Annotated in this window: 8 protein-coding genes; 1 reads left to right on the top strand and 7 read right to left on the bottom strand. The window is 64.9% G+C overall.

The genetic code is table 11. The features are described from left to right. Positions 1-12: 12 nt before the first annotated feature. The 7 genes from AC1VV3_RS15230 to AC1VV3_RS15200 form a co-directional block, all read right to left on the bottom strand. The gene (locus tag AC1VV3_RS15230) at positions 13-2,112 is read right to left on the bottom strand and encodes a galactocerebrosidase (RefSeq protein WP_482962723.1); all 2,100 of its coding nucleotides are present in this window, start codon (positions 2,110-2,112) and stop codon (positions 13-15) included. A 267-nt stretch (positions 2,113-2,379) separates the two neighbouring features. Then, the gene (locus tag AC1VV3_RS15225) at positions 2,380-3,459 is read right to left on the bottom strand and encodes a PepSY-associated TM helix domain-containing protein (RefSeq protein WP_482962722.1); all 1,080 of its coding nucleotides are present in this window, start codon (positions 3,457-3,459) and stop codon (positions 2,380-2,382) included. After that, the gene (locus AC1VV3_RS15220; RefSeq protein WP_314466743.1) at positions 3,459-5,603 is read right to left on the bottom strand and encodes a TonB-dependent receptor domain-containing protein; all 2,145 of its coding nucleotides are present in this window, start codon (positions 5,601-5,603) and stop codon (positions 3,459-3,461) included. The genes AC1VV3_RS15225 and AC1VV3_RS15220 overlap by 1 nt, the downstream gene beginning before the upstream one ends. A 265-nt stretch (positions 5,604-5,868) precedes the next feature. Beyond that, positions 5,869-8,760: a TIM-barrel domain-containing protein gene (locus tag AC1VV3_RS15215; protein WP_482962721.1), complete on the bottom strand. Its 2,892-nt coding sequence runs from the start codon at positions 8,758-8,760 to the stop codon at positions 5,869-5,871. A gap of 38 nt (positions 8,761-8,798) precedes the next feature. Beyond that, a complete protein-coding gene (locus tag AC1VV3_RS15210; RefSeq protein ID WP_482962720.1) occupies positions 8,799-10,436 on the bottom strand; it encodes a DUF5597 domain-containing protein in 1,638 nt (545 codons plus the stop codon). Continuing rightward, positions 10,433-12,721, bottom strand: coding sequence for a WD40/YVTN/BNR-like repeat-containing protein (locus AC1VV3_RS15205; protein ID WP_482962719.1), 2,289 nt, complete (start codon positions 12,719-12,721; stop codon positions 10,433-10,435). Before AC1VV3_RS15205 ends, AC1VV3_RS15210 begins: the two co-directional genes overlap by 4 nt. 246 nt (positions 12,722-12,967) lie before the next feature. After that, on the bottom strand, positions 12,968-14,068 hold the full coding sequence (locus tag AC1VV3_RS15200; protein WP_482962718.1) for a LacI family DNA-binding transcriptional regulator: 1,101 nt from the start codon (positions 14,066-14,068) through the stop codon (positions 12,968-12,970). Positions 14,069-14,427: 359 nt separating this feature from the next. Between AC1VV3_RS15200 and AC1VV3_RS15195 the strand changes: the two genes are divergently transcribed. Next, entirely contained in the window at positions 14,428-17,325 is a 2,898-nt protein-coding gene (locus AC1VV3_RS15195; RefSeq protein WP_482962717.1) for a TonB-dependent receptor, read from the top strand. The last annotated feature ends 17 nt before the right edge of the window (positions 17,326-17,342 follow it).

Genomic DNA, 17,342 nt, shown 5'->3' with positions numbered 1-17,342 from the left:
CCTGGCTCCTGATCAGCTTCGATAGATGGGCACATGGCGAGCGCCCGGCACGAACGGCGCCGGCTCCGGCCCGCCCAGCGGCTTGACGATGATGTTCGCGAACCAGGGACGACTGACCCGGTCGGCTGTCTGCCCGACCAGCAAGCCGGCCATGCCCTTTCCGTAAATCCCGTCCCGCGCCGTGAGCACGGGCTTGCCGTCCAGCAGGGCCGTGATCTCTTCGCCTTGAAAGCGCAGGCCCAGGTCATGCCAGCGGCCCGGACGCAGCGTCGGCACGGCAGCATGGGCGAGCAGCAACTCCCCGCCCTGCGCGGCGCCTGCCGCCTTGCCGAGAAGCGCCTGCTGTTCGGCATCGCCGACCGGGGCCCTGGGATCCTTCTTCCCGCGAATGGCGACCAGACGGCAATGGCCCCCGTCCGCGACTTCGAAGAAATAGCCCTTGGGGATGAAGCCATAGCCGGTGCCGACATGGTTGATCCGCCCCATGATGCCCGCGACGTCCCCGGCGCCAAGCCAGACCCGGCTCGCGATCTCGTAATCGGACCAGGCCGCATCGCCCAGGATCGTATAGGGCCGCCAATCCGGTGCCCAGGAGATCGTGGGCACCGGCACGACCTGCCGCAGGCACTGGCCTTGGCCGTCGGGCCGGTCGGTGAGTTCGAAGACGCCGGCGATATCCGCCGTATATCGCGGCAGGTACCCGCTCGCTTGCGGCGCGCGATAGTCGCCGAAGCGGTCGTGATAGGGAAAGGGGAAGGCTTTCGGCGCCGGGATATCGGAGAAGGCGCCCTTCTGCTGGCCGGTGGTGGTCGACAGCGAGTAGATCGCGTCCGGCTCCAGCATGACCGAGACGCTGCCGCCTTGCGGGTGGAGATCCGCCTGCCGGGCGAACTGCTCGCGCGCGGTGCTGCGCCAGAGGCAGAGCGGACGGCGCACAAGCCCCGGGCCGATGTCCAGCCGGATCCGTTGCTGCCCTTGGGCGCCCTTCGTCTCGATGATCGTGCTGAAGTTCCCGTCCGGTGATTTTAGCGTGACGAAAGAGCCGCCTTTCGCCAGCACCCCGCTGCCGCCCGGCACGTAAGTCCAGCCGATCTCGGTGAACTGCCCGTAATGCGCATAGCCCCAGAGCGCCTCGCGCACCCGGTAGTGCCCGCTCCATGGCTCGTGCGCCAGCAGGGCTGCGGGGTCTTCGGAATAAGGCTCCAGCGGATAGAGCGCGGCGATGTCATACCAGTTGACGATCTTGGTCGCGCCGCTGTCGATATAATTGCGATTGAAGCATTCGACGATGCCCAGGGCGCAGTCGAAACCCTTCTTGTAGACGTGGTCCTCGCTGTTCCAGATCGGCTTGCCCATCGCCCTGGCGGCCGCGCGTACCTCCGGCGTGGTCTTGAAGTTGGAATGGAACGTGTGAGCGCTGATGATGTCGATCGAGTCCCGCAGTTCCTTGTCGGCCAGCATCTGCGGCACGAAATCCAGCTTCCATTCGGGCCAGTTGTCGAAGGCATGCAATTTGACCTGCCCGAAACCGCGCGTTCTCAGCGCCGTCTTGAAAGCCTTGGCGAAAGCGAAGGAGACGCCCTTTTCGTTGCGGACACCGATCGCGTCCAACTCAAGCCCGTGAACGCTTCGCAGACCCTCCAGCCATTTGAGGTAATAGTCGACGGTATCGGCCGAGAAGAACTTGGCGTCGCCCTGTCCCGGCATTTTGTCGAAGTGCCCGCCCGCATCCCCCAGCCAGCCGGGCGCGCTCCAGGCCGTGGCATCGAGACTGAGACCGGGATTGCGCGCCTTCGCCTCCTTCATGATCCACCAGGTGTAGCCGCGGCCGTAATCCAGATCGTCCCGCGCGTGCATGTGGCTGGGCATGGACCCCTGGGTGGCATTGCCGTCGCCGGGGATCTCCACGAGCAGGGCGCTGACCGATGCGCCGAACCTGGGCTTGAAAAGCAAGTCGAGGATCTGGCTGCGCTGCGGCTCGGGATAGTCCTTGAGCAGCACGGAAGTGGCACCGCCGCCGTTCACCACGCCGATCCCGTCGAAGCGCTCGCCCGGCCGGTTCCCCCGCAGCCTCAACCGGGTTTCGCCGGGCTCCACGCTTTCGCGTGCCATCGCGGGGAAGCTGCGCAAAGCGGCATAATGCAGGGCGGCAAAGGCGCCGACCAAAAGATGCCGGCGCCTGCCGCTATCGACCGTGCTGTCTGCTTGCCGCAGCCATTTCCGCATCCTCTACCCTTCTCAGCCGCAACGTCACGCAGTCCCTGACCGCGCCCGCAGGATCGTTTGTGCCAACGCTGGCACAACCAAGGCTGGCACAATTGAAAGGGCTGCACAATCGCTCTTGTGCCGCGGAACGCCGTGAAGCAGCCGAAAGGCGGATCAGCGGCTGGAGAGCGGCTTTGGCGAAGCGCGCCGCCGCGGCCGTCTGAACCAGAACGACCACAAGGTGAAAGTACCCAGCATGGCAAGGCCGAGGCCGGAGAGCGTCATGACCAGGCGAAACGGCAAGCCGCCCACTTTTCCGGCATGAAGCGGGTAGAGCGCATTGTACGCCGTCACCCTGCCGGAGAGATCGGCGGCGTCGCGGGCCGCGACGATGCGGCCGGTGTCCGCCGCGAACCATACTGTCGTGCGGCCGTTGGGCAACCATTCCCCCGGACCGCGCATCCGCAGGGTTATCAGTCCGCCATCGGCGCGCGGCAGGGCAAGGCTGCGCACTTCCGCAGCGGGGAAGCGCCCGCGCGCGGCGCGGATCATCGCTGCCCAGTCGAGATCGTCGGCCAGCGCGGCTGCCGGTGCAGTGGGCGGCTTCAGCGCCCGGTCGATCTCGTGGGGCGCGCCGGGGCCGAGGATGACGGCGGCCAGCGGCCGGAACACGAGCACCGTGCCGGTCACCAGCGAGAGTGCCAGCAAGGGGGCGATGACGATGCCCAGGTCGCGGTGCTGGCGCACGATGGACGGGCGCGTCATGCGGGCAGGCCAGAGCCGGAATTCGAATGTCCGGCGCGTCCGCCACCACAGGATGGTCCCGCTGATGACGAAGAACAGGCCGCAGAGACCGGCGATCCCGATCACGGTTTCGCCCTCTTCGCCTGCGAGCAGGTGCTGGTGGAAATCGGAAAGCCACAGTTCGGGCCGTGCCCACTGGCTGCTCCAGTCGAGCACCGGATCGCCGGCCTGCGTGACATAGGCCCCGGCGCCGCCCTTGTAGGCCAGCCGGTCCAGCCCGAAGTCCGCATTGGCGAAGGTGATCGACTGCGGCCGCCTGGCCGGATCGGCCATGAGCCTGGCGGCCGTCGCCGCCAGAACTTGCGTGCCCTGCACTTGCGCGTCGCCGGCATGAGGCAGCGCGACCCAGGCATCCCGATGGACGAGGATCGCGCCCGTCAGCCCCATGATCGCCAGCAGCAGGCCGACCAGCCCCCCGGTCCAGCGATGCAGGGTGTCCAGCAGCTTCATCAGAAGCGGTAATCCCAACTCAGCGTGAAGTTGCGGCCGCGACCGGCGAAGAAATGGGCATTGTCGGTCGGGCGCACCGTCTGGGTGTAGTAGTCGATGTAGAAGGTGTCGAAGATATTCTGCGCCGCCAGCGTCACGCCGCCGAAGCGCGTATCGTAGCGCAAGCTGAGGTCGGTCACGTCGTATCCGCCGAAGCTGTAGGTCTCGTTGTAGTCGCCCGGTGCCCGTTCGAACTTGTTCGAAAGGAAGAACTGGGTCTGGACCCGTGCCGAGACGGCGCCCTGGCGGTAGCTGGCCGCCAGGTTGAGGCGATCGGGCGAGATGTTCGCCCCGTCGAGATCGCGGTCGACTTTGTCGATGCCGTCGTCCGAACCGTCGGTGCGCCCGATGAGGTGGGCATAGCCGGTGGAAAGCGTCAGCCCCGGCACCGGGGTCTGGGCCGAGAGGTTGATCTCCAGCCCCTGGATCTCGACGCGCTGGCGCTGCACCTCGAACACGCCGCCGCTCTGCACCAGCAGCGAGCCGTTCTTGCTGGTCGACCAGAAATAGGCCGCGCTGGCATCCAGCGGACCGCGCTTCACCTCGACGCCCAGTTCGCGGTTGTTCGACACGATCGGGCTGATGTTGACGTAGTTGTCGATGTCGACGCCGGGCCGGCTGACAGCGCGCGCGATGCGGCCGACGTCGGGCACCGTATAGCCCTCGGCATAGCTGGCATAGGCGCGGATGCCCTTCCACGGCTCCAGGATGACGCCGCCGTTGAGCAGGTTGTCGCTGAACTTCGGCGTGCCGCCCGAAACCGCAAAGCCGCCGCCGTAGCTGGCGAGCGTGCGATAATCGTCGACGGTGATCCGCACGTCCTCATGGCGCACGCCGGCCGCGAGGTGCAGCACGTCGTCCAGCAGGGCGAGGTTGAACTGCGCGAAAGGCGCCAGGCTGCGATATTCCGCCGGCGGCACCCACGAACGATCCGTGGCGATCAGGCGCTGCTCGGTCTTGTCGAACAGCACGTCGAGACCGACGATGACGGTCAGCGCCTCCAGGCCGGGCACCTTGCGCTCATAGGAGAACTTGCCGCCAAATTTGCGGCTGCGGTTCTGGGACTGGTCGAACAGGGTTCCCAGCGGGGCGATCGCGGCATCCTGGAACGTGGCGATCGGGGCGATCTCACCGCCATACGTGTCGCGCGAACGGTTGAGGAAGCCCTGAAGCATCAGGTTGCCACCCCAGAGCGCGGTATCCGTATAGGTCAGCGCCGCACTTTCCGTGCGATTGGTGGCAGGCACGCCCGGCGGGGTCCCTCGAACCGAGGTCGTGGGCAGGTTGCGCGTGTAGTCCCCATTGGCGGAGACGTAGTCGCCCTCGCCCTTGAGCTGGAAGCGGTTGACCATGAGATCCAACCGCGCCGTATCCGATACCGCATAACCGAAGCGGCCGAACACCGACCACGAGCGGCTGTCCTGAGTCTCGCCCTGGGTCAGGTCGGTGCCGATGCGATCCCCGTGCCCATCGTAGAACACGCCGCGCTTTTCGAAGGCCCCGCCGACCGTGGCGTCGAAGCGCCCCTGCCGCCAGCCGACCAGGCCGGCGACTTTGCCGCCCATGCCGTCATCGCTGAAGCCCGTGTCCGAATTCCCCTGCACCAGCACGCGCCCGGAAATCCCGTCCTGCCGGGGCGGTCCCACCGTCACCTGGTTGACGATGCCGCCGGTGCCGCCGATCCCCTGCAGGGCGTTGGAACCGTAGATCACTTCCACGCGGTCGACGAAGAACGGATCTATGGAGAACCCGTCGCGCGCGCCGTCACGCAGAGGTGCCGTCTGCGGAATGCCGTTGATGGCATAGAGCGGCGAGCGCCCGCGCAGGGTCTCTCCCGCGCCGGACAGCTTCTGCCGGGTGGGCGAAAACGAAGGCGTAAGCGCCGAAACCGCATCGACGATGGAGCCGCCGATGGCCACCTGCTGGCTGAGCGCGGCGTTGTCGATCACGTCGACCGTCATCGGCAGGGTGTTGATCGGCAGCGCGGTGCGGGCCGCCGTGACCACGATCCCTTCGTCCAGCCCCTGGTCCGGTCTGAATTCCTGCGCAGCGACGGGCGCCGCGGTCAGCACAAGCGGCAAGACGAGCATCGAATGACGGATCATGATTTTTTGAGGCCTCCCTTATCGGGCGGCCTTCTAACGCCATCCCCCTCGAATGCAAGTCACTCGCATTAGCGACTGCTGCCAAGTGACAGCGGGAAGCGGCCCGAGGGCAGCAAGGGCTGCGCGAAGGCCCTTCATGTCGCTTCAGGTTCCTCTCGGATTACGCGATACCGCGCCTGTCGTCGCCGGCCACACGCGGCGGCCGAAAGACATGCCGGAGCGGCCCCGACTCTCGAAGGCGAGAGCGAGGCCGCTCCGTTCATGCTCAGCGCTTGGGGCGCTTCACCTGCAGCGCCTTGCCGGTCCAGCGCACTTCGGCGTCGAACGTGGTGGCTTCGGCCACGCTCTGGCCCGGGGCGACCCATTTGACGCGAACCGTGCGGTTCTGCGGCATGCCGGCATAGCCCTTGCCCTCACGCGCGCCGATGGTGACGGTGCCGCTGGCATCGTCATAGCGCACCGGCATGCGTTCCCACGCCCCGTCGCGGTACTGCTGCGAACGGCCATCGTCGTTGTAGACCGAGAAAGTACCGTTGGCGCCGGTATAGACCACCAGCGTGATCGGCGCGTCGGGCTTCTCGTCGGTATACTGCATCACCGGGCCCATCGGCACGATGGAGCCGGCGCGGACGAACAGCGGCATGCGCTCGGCCGGGGCCGAGATGGTGGCGCTGGAGCCGCCCTGATAGGTCTTTCCGGTGCCGAATTCGTACCAGGTCACGCCGGTGCCGGGGAAGTAGACCTCCCGCTCGCGCGCCTGATAAGTGGTGACCGGGGCGACCAGGAAGGCCTTGCCGAACAGGTACTGGTCATTGGCCTTGCGGGCCTTCGCGTCCTCCGGGAAGTCCATGACGAGGCCGCGCATGATCGACCCGTCCTTCTGGTACGTGTCCGCGCCCAGCGTATAGATGTAGGGCATCAGGCGGTAGCGAAGCTCGTCATACCACACCATCGAGGCGCGCATCGGCGAACCTTCGGGCGAGATTTCGTAGATCTCGCGCCAGGGCTGCTCGCCATGGCTGCGGAACAGCGGGCTGAACGCGCCGAACTGGAACCAGCGCAGGTTCAGTTCGCGCCATTCGTCGAGGTCCGCCGCCTTGGGCTTTTCCGCTGCGAAGCGCGGTTCGACCGAGAAGCCGCCGATGTCGTGCGTCCAGTTGGCAAGGCCCGACATGCCGGTGTTCACGCCGGCCGAGATCTGCGCGTGCAGGTCGTACCAGCGCGTGGCCACGTCGCCCGACCAGACCGCCGCGCCGTAGCGCTGCAGGCCGCCGAAGCCCGAACGCGTCAGCAGGAACGGACGCACGTCCGGCTTGAAGCCGCGCCAGCCTTCGAAGAACGAACGCGCGTTCATCAGCGGGTAGGAGTTGAAGAACTCCGTCGCCGGACCCATCGCCGTCGGGCCCATCGTATCGATGCGCTTCTCGATCGACAGGTTCGAATGCATGTCGGGCTCGCTGGCGTCCGCCCACCAGGCGTCGAAGCCGAACTTGGCGATGCGGTCTTCCACCTGGCGCCAGAAGATCCCGCGGCCCTTGGCCGAGTACGGATCGTAGAAGGTGTTGGCGAAGCCCGGGCCGACCCAGTCCTTGTTACCTTGGCGCAAGTTGCCGTGGTAGATCGCGCCGGCCGCGTCCAGTTCCTTGAAGGTATCCGTGGTCGGATAGAACTTCGGCCAGACCGAGATCATGATGTTGGCATGATCGCCGTGCACCGTGCTGACCATCGCGGCGGGATCGGGGAAACGGCTGGGGTCGAACTTGTGGCTGCCCCAGGAATCGTCCGTCCAGTAGCGCCAGTCGAGCACGATATTGTCGAGCGGGTACTGAAGCTTGCGGTACTGCTCGACAACGCCGGTCAGTTCCTTCGCGGTGTCGTAACGCTGGCGCGACTGCCAGAAGCCGTAGACCCACTTGGGCATCATTTCCGACTTGCCGGTCAGCTGGCGATAGCCGGCGATCGCGCCGTCCATGTCTCCACCGGCAATAAACCAGTAATCCTTGTCGCGTGCGACTTCGCTGGTGAACCATACCGAATGGCGGTCCGCCTCGGGCAGCGGATCGTTGTGGAGCAGCGCCATATAGCCGGCGTTGGGATCCCATTCGATGCGGATGTGCGCGGGCTTGCCCGCCGTCATCGGCACTTCGAAATTGGCGTACCAGGGGTTCCAGTTCTGGCGCCAGCGATCGAGCTTCAACTCACCGTCGACGTAGACCTTGTAGTAACTGGAGCCGTAGAGCTGGAACTTGTGCGTGCCGGTCTTGTCGGGCTGGAGGTCGCCCTCCCACACCACTTTCTGCGTCTGCACGGCGTTACCGGCGGTGTTCTGGCCCTGCTCCGACGCGACGGTCTTGGCCTTGCCGGCTTCCGGCCACTTCGCCTGATCGTCCAGGAACTGGTAGTCCACCGTGGCTTCCTGGCGGGCGACCGCCAGCTTGTCGTCCAGGTAGTACTTGGCGGAGAAGCCGGGCTTGCCGCCGCTCGTCACCTTCATGCCGCCCTTATCGCCGACCAAGGTATAGGCGGCGGGGTTGCCGAAGCGGGTGATGCTCTCGTTATCCCACAGCAGGCCGTAACCCTTGCTGGAAACGAGGAAGGGCACGCCGATGTCCATGTTGTGCTGGGCGAGTTCCACGTCCTCGCCATTGTAATCCATCACCGCCTGCTGGTGCTGGCCAAGGCCATAGAGGCCTTCGTCGGTGCCGCGGTTGAACTGCTGCGAAACGGCGACGTAGGGGGTGCCGTCCGCCTTGGTCTGGGTGAAGACGGTGGCGGCCGATTCACCCAGCAGTTCCTTACCCGCCGCGTCCAGGAAGCGCACCTGCCCGCTGGCAAGGTCAATGTCGGCCGTGGCCTTCGCGGCCTTCACGGTAACATGGCCGGCATTCTGGCTGACGGTGTACTGGCCGGCGGCGGGCGGGTTCGGCGCCATCAGGCTGGCGCTGGCGGTCGGTGCCTGCATCCCGCGCGCATGGGCGACCACGTGGAAGATGCCATCGCCATGCAGCGTCACTTCGACGCGATCGGAAGGACCGCTCTGCGGGATGACCGCCACGCCGCCAGGTACGTTTTCCACGCCCGCTTCGGCGGCCAGCGCGACTGCCGGCAGCGAAAGGACGGAGCCCGCCAGCAGTGTTGCCATCGTGAATTGCTTCATGTCATGATCCCCTGCCCGCCTTCAGCGGTCACTTGCGTTTATTTGGAAGAATAGAAGCCGGTGGTGACCTTGATCACTTGCGGCCGGTCGATAAGATTGATGCCGTAGTCGGTCTGGTCACCGTTCCAGACGCGCGTGGTCACCCACTTGCCGTCCTTGAACGTGCCTTCCTCCACGGCGACGATCACGCCGTTACTCTCACCCTTCGCGGGCGAGAAATTGACGCGCACGTGATCGCCCATGATCAGATATTCAGTGTCCGAAAGCTGAGCCACGGCCATGCCGCCCACCGGCTGGTCGGCCCAGGGTGCGGGCTTGGTGGGGATCCAGGTCCAGTCCTTCTGGCCGAATTGCCACTGGCCCCAGTCGGCGGAGATCTTCCACTTGCCCATCACCGTTTCGCGGGGCGAATTGTCGTCCGGCTTGGCAGCGCCCCAGGTGGGACGCGACGCAGCGATCCGGGCCCAGTCGCTGGCGATCGGCGCCAGCGTGCCATAGGGCAGCGCGAAAGCGGCCAGCGTTTCCTTGTCCAGCGCGGTGGCGCCCAGCGGATAGTTGAAGTAGCCGGTGTCATCCATGCCGAACGGCGCGAAACCGATGCCCCCGCGCCCGATGGTGGCCCAGAAGAAGCGCGCGAATTCCTTCGCGTTGCCGATCTCCGGCACCATCAGCGCATTGTCGGGACGGGTATACTTGTCCAGGTACTGGATCACATTGGCGCTGTTGCGGTCGTAGATATCGGGCGCGGCGAAGTCGATCGCGGGGGCGCCGGCCTTCCAGATGTCCAGCACGTCCCACTGCGGGCCGCCGCTGGCGACGCCGGTGGGATCGGGCACGTTGGACGGCCCGGCGAGCGAGGCGTTGACGTACATCGGCAGCGGCTTCACCGCCTTGCCCGCCTGCGCCAGCGCATCGACGAACTGGGCGACGTACCAGGTGTTGAACGCGCGCGGTGCCTGCTTGCCGAACGCCGCTTCCCAAGTGCCGGACTTGCCGATCTTCTTGGCCAACGCCGCCGGAATCGGCTTTGCGAACAGGGCATTGGCTTCGGCCGAGAAATCGCGCGGCACGCGGTAGGATCCGGTCTCGTTCTCCGGCTGAACCATGATCACGGTGTTCTGCCGGTCATGATCGCGCAGGTATTCCATCACCTTTACGAAGGCGCGTCGGTCGGCAGCCATGGTGTTCTGCGACAGCGGGCTGAGCACGTAGTGGTCCGAACCGTCCGGCGCCTTCATGCGTGGGAAGCGCTTGTTGTCGAGCTTCACCCACGAAGGCGTGTAGCTGGGGCTGGTGTTCTTCCAGGTGCCGAACCACAGCAGGACCACCCGCTTGTCATGTGCGCGTGCGGCATCGAGCAGGGTCTGGAGGTACGTGAAGTCGAACTTACCCTCGACCGGCTCCACCTGTTCCCAGGCGACCGGGATTTCCAGCGTGTTCGCGTGGATTGCGTCCAGCACCGGCCAGACGGCGTCGAGCGACCCGGCATAATTGCTGGAATTGTTCGCCTGCGCGCCCAGCATCAGGAACGGCTTGCCGTCCACGATCAGCGCGTGACGGCCGTCGCGGCTTTCCATGCGCGGGATCTGCGTTGCGGCATCCTGGGCATGGGCAGGTGCGGCCACGCCGATGGCGGCCGCCAGCATGAGCGATGCGATGAAGTCTTTGCTTTTCATTCTGTCCCGTCCCCGGTTTTATGGGCTGGCTGTTCTTTCGGGTCGCCATAGACGATGCCCCGGCCATCGGTGCCAATGTAGATGCGCCCGAACTGGCGCGGGTCGCCGGAAATCACGCGGATGCGCAGGCCCCACTGGTGGGCCTCGTCATTGATCCGCTGCCACGTTGTGCCGCCGTCGATGGAGCGCCAGACCGCGCGCAGCCCACCGACCGCGCCCAGCGCATAGAGCGCCGCCACATCGCGGCCCGGCGCGGCTTTACCAAGGCCATAGCGCTCGATAGCGATAGGCTGGCCGGTGCGCGCCCAATTCTCACCGAAGTCGGTCGAACTATAGAGCGCGCCGCCCAGATTGAACCAGAGCGCGCCCGCCCGGTTGGCATCGGCCAGGATCGGCGCAGGCGCCTCTCGGTTGTCGTTGCGGGCGGCGGAAAGGTCGGCCGGCAGGCCCTTGCCCGCGACCGCATAGAATTGCGCGCCGCCATCATCGCTGCGCACCACGCGATTGTTCGCGAAGTCGATCGCGTAGAAGCGGCGCGCGTCCTGCTTGTCGGCCGTCACACGCACGCGGCTCGGCAAGCCGGTGACGGGTTGCCATGTAGCGCCGCGATCACGGGTGATCCGGGGCTGGTCGGTCTCGACCAGGAAAGTGCCGCCATCGGCCGAAACGGTAATCGCGGCATTGCCCGTCGCTTCGGGCGGCGGCGTACCATCGGCGCGCGGGACGCTTTGCGGCACGTGCAGCGGCGTCCATGTCGCGCCGCCATCGCTCGACCATGCCAGCGAAGTGTCCGGCACTACGCGAGCATGCGTATTGCCGCTGCGCACCATCACCAGCGGCGCACGGCCGCCGAAGTCCAGCGTATTGGTGTTCGACAGGAACGGATTGACGTGCTGGCTGGCGGGCGAGACGGCAAAGTCGTCGTGCCGGAAGCCGCCGATATCGCCGAAGCCTGAAACCAGATGCGCGCCGCCTGTGGGGCTGACGAATGTGATGATCGCCGTCTGCTCGATCCCCTGAGTCCACGGCGCCCAAGCCATCGTGCCCGGCTTCTGCAATTCGTCGGTGGCATAGACGGTCGCGCCCGTCACATAGGCGGCATGGTTGGCGTCGAACGGGTCGATCGCAAGGCCCGCGATCCAGTGCCCGAAATTCGCCTTACCCCCGAAATCGAGGAACGGCGTTACCGACACATCGCGGGTCGAGCGCTTCCACAATTCGTCCCAATGCGCGCCGCCATCATGGCTGAGCCATACGGTATCGACCGGCTTGCCCCGGTCCACCGTGCTGACGGCGATGGTCTGCGGGTCGGACGCGGCCACCGCTACGCCCATGTAGCCGCCGACAGGTGCCTCCGCGCCCTTGATCGGCGTGACATCGCGCCATTCATCGCGCGCCGGATCGAAGCGCCACACCGCGCCGCGCGTAATGCCGTTAGGGCCGATGCCGTCGCAATAGGTGATCGTCAGCAGTCCATCGCGCCCGATCACCGCCTTTACCGGCAGCAGATCACTCGCCGGGCCGCCCGCAACGGCGCGCCACGTCCTGCCGCCATCGTCCGACCGGAACAGGTGGCGCTCGCCCGCATCGGTGCTGCCCACGAAAACTCGGCCGCGCACTTTGGCATCGAACACCACGAACGAAAGCCCGCCGTGAGTCTCGCGCCGATTGGTCGGCAGCCCCAGCCCCGCGAGCGGGAAGGCATCCAGCTTGCGCCAGTTCGCGCCCGCGTTGTCGCTGGCCCAGAGCCCCTGATGACGTGAGCCGAACAGCAGGCGATCGTGCGCGAACGGATCGATGGCGAGCCGTTCGCCCAGTCCGCGCCCGTTCTCGTTGCCGCCCATCGCGAAAGGCACGCGCGTCCCGCGCCAGGTCTTGCCATAGTCGGCCGAGCGGAAGATCGCAGCCGGCGCGGACCAGTTCATGCCCGCGGCAAGATAGACCGTTCCGGCATCGACAGGATCGGCGGCGATGCTCTCGATTCCCATGAAGCTGCCTTCGGCAACGCCGTCCTGAAGCGGAATCCACGTCCCGGCGCGCGCATCCCAGCGATAGGCGCCGCCCATGTCGCTGCGCAGCCATGCAAGGCCCCGCTCCACCGGGCTGAACACCAGGCCGGGGGTAAAACCGCCGCCGCCCGCGCGCACGCTGCGCCAGTCGTAAGGAACAGCGTCGGAGGACGCCGACGAGAGATGGGTGCCGGCGTCCCTTGCAACGACCGGTCCGCACGCTGCCGCTACTGCGCCAACCGCTGCGATTGCGAACGAAATCGATCGCGCGCTCATTGCCCTACGGATGCCCACGCCCCCATTCATCCTCTCGCTTGAAGAAGCCGACGCGCTCGTTGACGCGCCTTAACATCCATCAGCTCATATCGATAACGCTAACATAACAGAAGAAAAATGACGGTCACGCAAATAGTTCGGCGGCTATTACGGGAGCAGGCCACGACAAGATAAGGAATTTAGATGGCTGTCAGGCCATGCTGAACCAAGTTAATACCCGTAGCTGAACGGACGCTTCCGCTGCGTTCAGCCCCAGCTGGGCACTGGCGGGCGCATCGCCGGCCGGCGCCTTGGTGCGGCATCGGACTGGCGACGTACCAGCTTGTAATCCACCTCGATCCGCAAGTCGCCGATCTGCTCCTTGCGGTCGTTGCGCAGCAATGTCACCAGCAGTTCCACCGCGCGGCGGCTCATCTCCATGATCGGCTGCTGGATCGTGGTAAGCTCTGGCCAAATCGTCGTCGCCAGTGCCACGTCGTCGAAACCGCAGACGGTAAGATCGCCCGGCACGTCCAGACCGCGCCGATGTGCGATCGCCACCGTCGCCGCCGCCATGTCGTCGTTGCTGGCAAAGATCGCCGAAGGCTGATCTTCCAGCGAAAGCAGCTCCTCGGCTGCATCCAGCCCGGATCGGTACGTAAAATAACCCTGGGCCACCAGAGCCTCGTCAAAAGGTATCGACGCTTCGGCCAGCGCCTCGCGATAGCCTTCCAGCCGCGCGCCGCTGGCGGAAAGTTCGGGATGGCCGACGATGAAGCCGATCCTGCGGTGACCCAGTTCGATCAGGTGCGCGGTCATCTCGCGCGCCGCGCTGCGATCGTCGATCATGATAGTGGCGATGCCTTCATGCGGAACCGCCGTCGTCACCGCCACGGTGGGCGTGTCCGTCTGGCGCAGGACCCGGAGCACCTCGTTCGCCTCGTTCAGCGGCGGCGGCAGGATCACGCCGTGAATGCCGCCGGCCACCATGCGCTTCGCGGCGAGACCCAGGTCCTCCCCGTCCTCCACTTTCTGGACGATGATCTGCACATCCGAGCGCCCCGCCTCCTCCAGACTGCCCACGACAAAGGCGCTGAGGAATGCCTCCGATGGGTTCGAATAAAGCAGGCCCAGCCGCAGTTGCGACGCACCGGCCAGGCTGCGCGCGGCCCGGTTCGGCGCATAGTTGAGCTTCGCGATCGCGGCATTCACGGCATCGCGCGTGGACTGCCGGACCTTCTGCTCGGAGTTGATCACCCGCGAAACGGTCATCATCGACACCCCGGCAAGCGCGGCAACGTCGACGATCGTCGGCGCCTTGGCCTGACGGGGCTTAGAGCTGCGGCGTTTGCGCTCACTTTCGGACATGGTCACCGTCTAGCACGTCTTCCGCCGGTGGAAAGCGGATGCTTGATCAGGGCCGAAAAATCGCATTCACCGCTTAATGGTAGCGCAATCATCGTCAAAGGCTCCGGAGCCGATTTCCAGTTTCCTGCACGGCGACGCCAGCGCGCTGCTCTCCCGATTCTGCAAATACAGCTTCGGGAACGATCCCAAAAGCGGACCAGAGACAACATGCAAACCATTGCTATAGCGTAAATGGTAACGCTCCCAATTTTGTTGCCCGCGTTTCAAATCTATTCTATCGAATCACATCGAAGATCGCTTGGGGCGACGAGTCTGCAGGAGGGGGCACATTCTCCACTGCAGAGTTCAGGAGGGGAATTATGCGTAAATTGAGCTTTCGCACGCACGCTAGCGTCATTTGCCTTGGCCTTTCGACCGCCGGCATCGTGCCTTGCGCCATGGCGCAGGATGGCACCGCCCAGGAAACGCCGGTCGCCGATACGGACGCCATCGTCGTCACCGGTCGCCGCGCAGCGCTTCAGTCCGCGGATGACCGCAAGAAGAACGCCATATCGATCGTCGACTCGGTGGTTGCTGACGATGCAGGCAAATTGCCCGACAACTCGATCACCGAAGTCCTTCAGCGCGTTCCGGGCGTCACCATCGTCCGCTTCCAGTCGCTGAACGATCCCGATCACTATTCCGCCGAGGGTTCGGGCATCCAGATCCGCGGCCTCTCCGGCGTCGCCTCGCGCCTCAATGGCCGCGACATCTTCAGCGCCAATGGCGGGCGTTCGCTGCAGTTCAGCGACGTCACGCCCGAACTGATGCAGGCTGTCGACGTCTACAAGTCGTCCACGGCCGACCAGATCGAAGGCGGCACCGGCGGTTCGGTCGATCTGCGCACCAAACTGCCCTTCGACTACGGCTACGGCCTGCACTTTGCCGGCACGGCCGACGTCAGCATAGGCGATCTGTCGCAGAAGACGGACTACTCCGCTTCGGGCCTGGTTGCCGGCAAGTTCGACACCGGCATCGGCGATCTCGGCTTCGTATTCGACTACGCGCACAGCCAGTTGTCCACGAAATCGCAGTTCGTCCGCATGGAAGAGTTCTATCGGACGAACATCCAAGGCAATGACTACTTCATCCCCGGCGGCTACACCTACGGCGAGGAAAACTACCAGCGCAAGCGTGACGGCATCTACGGCGCGGTCCAGTGGGCGCCGACACCCGAACTGACGCTGACCGGCATCTACTTCCAGTCCAAGTACAGCAACACGGACTCCGAATACGGCTCGTTCGTCACCTCGCAGAACCTTGCCGTCGATCCTTCGCAGAGCGTGTTCGACGACAACGGCGGGCTGATTTCGTCACCCGCAGTGTTCCAGCGTGACGCCGCAACGGGCCTGCCTACCGGCGCCGCGATTTCAAGCGGCGGCACTTCCGCTTACTGGGAGGGCAAGAACAAGACCGAGGACATCTCGGGATCGCTGACCTGGGCTCCCACGAGCCTGCCGATCGTAGTGCAGGCTTCCTACCAGCACACCAAGTCCACCGCGACGGTCGATCGCATATCGGTGTTCCGCACCGTCGACTTCCCCACCAGTTACGGCCTCGACCTGAGCGGCAGCCTGCCGCAGATTTCCGTGCCGGCGGGCACTCAGGCCGCGTTGCTCGACCCTGCCAACTACGCCTGGCAGGCGGTCATGCCGCATAACAATGACAACTCCGGCAAGATGGACACCGCCCAGGGCGACCTGACATGGGACGTCGGCGAAGGCTTCTTCAAGTCGGTGAAAGTCGGTGGTCGGTGGTCGAAGCGCACCGAGCGCGACCTGGACAACGGCTACGCCTGGTCCGCGCTGGGCCAAGGCTGGAACGGATCTCCCGTGGTTTCCTTTGCCGATGGCCGTGCGGGCGACTACGAAACCCACGTTTTCAAGAATTTCTTCCGTGGAGACGTTCAGCTACCCGGAACCCAGTATTTCCCCGCCCAGGATTTCATCCGCAACACCAGCGTCCAGGGCTTCTTCGACCTGTACGGCGGCGCGCCGGGACGCACGCCGGGCTTCATTCTGCCCAACGATCAGACCGACTTCAGCACCAAGACGTTGGCTGGCTACGCGATGGTCAATTTCGGCACCAATTGGGGAGAATCCGAGCTGTCGGGTAACGCCGGTGTGCGTGTCGTAAACGTCAAGAATGACAGCACGGGCTATTTCCAGCAGACTTCCACGCAATTTTCGCGCAACGGGGCGATCTTTACGCTCGCCAATGCCGCCGAAATTCGCGACGACGGAGCGGAATATACCCGCGTCCTGCCCGCGGTTAACCTGACTTATGCCCCGGCCGACGCCATTAAGATCCGTGCAGCGTACAACATCACGATGGACAACGCCTCGTTCTACGACTTGCGCGCATCGGGAACCTTGGGCGTGAACACCCTGTCCGGCTCCGGCAACGGAGCCCCCGACACTTTCGCGAACTATACGACGACCAGTGGCGATCCGACCCTCAAGCCCACCATGTCGAACAATTTCGACCTCTCGCTGGAGTGGTATCCCAAGCCCGGCACGACGCTGCACGTCGCCGGCTTCTACAAGCGAATCAAGGACCTTGTCGTATTCGGCGCCGCCCAGCGCCAGGTCACGGTGCAATTCGCCGACGGCACTTCGGAACAGGCCCTCGCCACTACCAACGATGCGCACACCTCCGATGAGACGGCCACGGTCAAGGGCATCGAACTTGGCGGCCGCACGTTCCTCGATCAGCTTCCGGGCTGGCTCGCCGGGATCGGCGTGGAGGCGAACTACACCTTCATCGACAGCAAGAATCCGGGCGACCTGTACTTCGATATCGACGGCGTCCAGCGTAACAACGTTCCGTTGAAGGGGCTTTCGAAGCACAATCTCAACGCCGCCTTCCTCTACGAAAAGGATCCGTTCTCGCTGCGCATCGCCTATAGCTGGCGTTCGAAATATCTGCAGTCGACCACGGCAAGCGGCACGAACAATACTTATACTTATGTGGACGCATCCGGCACATCCAAGAGCGTGGCGACCAACCTTCCGGTTTATGGCGCCAGCTACGGGACGTTGGACGCGGGCCTGACGTTGCGCGTCAACGAGCATTTCAACGTCCAGCTCCAGGCGCAGAACATCCTGAATGCAACCCAGAAGACGCTCATGGGCGGAAACCCCGGAGGCGAACTTTACGGGCGCAGCTGGTTCCAGAGCGATCGTCGCTACCGAATGGGTATCAACGTCACGTTCTGATAAGTACAAGTCGGGCG

Source organism: Novosphingobium sp. BL-S-34 (genome assembly GCF_056857015.1).
The sequence above is the reverse complement of the archived record's forward strand: the minus strand, read 5'-3'. Positions and strand labels throughout refer to the sequence as shown.

What these genes read in the sequence shown, in the direction of transcription:
- AC1VV3_RS15210 (WP_482962720.1), bottom strand. Translation starts at nt 10,436, where the DNA reads ATGAAAAGCAAAGACTTCATCGCATCGCTCATGCTGGCGGCCGCCATC.
- AC1VV3_RS15220 (WP_314466743.1), bottom strand. Translation starts at nt 5,603, where the DNA reads ATGATCCGTCATTCGATGCTCGTCTTGCCGCTTGTGCTGACCGCGGCG.
- AC1VV3_RS15215 (WP_482962721.1), bottom strand. Translation starts at nt 8,760, where the DNA reads ATGAAGCAATTCACGATGGCAACACTGCTGGCGGGCTCCGTCCTTTCG.
- AC1VV3_RS15205 (WP_482962719.1), bottom strand. Translation starts at nt 12,721, where the DNA reads ATGAGCGCGCGATCGATTTCGTTCGCAATCGCAGCGGTTGGCGCAGTA.
- AC1VV3_RS15195 (WP_482962717.1), top strand. Translation starts at nt 14,428, where the DNA reads ATGCGTAAATTGAGCTTTCGCACGCACGCTAGCGTCATTTGCCTTGGC.
- AC1VV3_RS15200 (WP_482962718.1), bottom strand. Translation starts at nt 14,068, where the DNA reads ATGTCCGAAAGTGAGCGCAAACGCCGCAGCTCTAAGCCCCGTCAGGCC.
- AC1VV3_RS15225 (WP_482962722.1), bottom strand. Translation starts at nt 3,459, where the DNA reads ATGAAGCTGCTGGACACCCTGCATCGCTGGACCGGGGGGCTGGTCGGC.
- AC1VV3_RS15230 (WP_482962723.1), bottom strand. Translation starts at nt 2,112, where the DNA reads ATGGCACGCGAAAGCGTGGAGCCCGGCGAAACCCGGTTGAGGCTGCGG.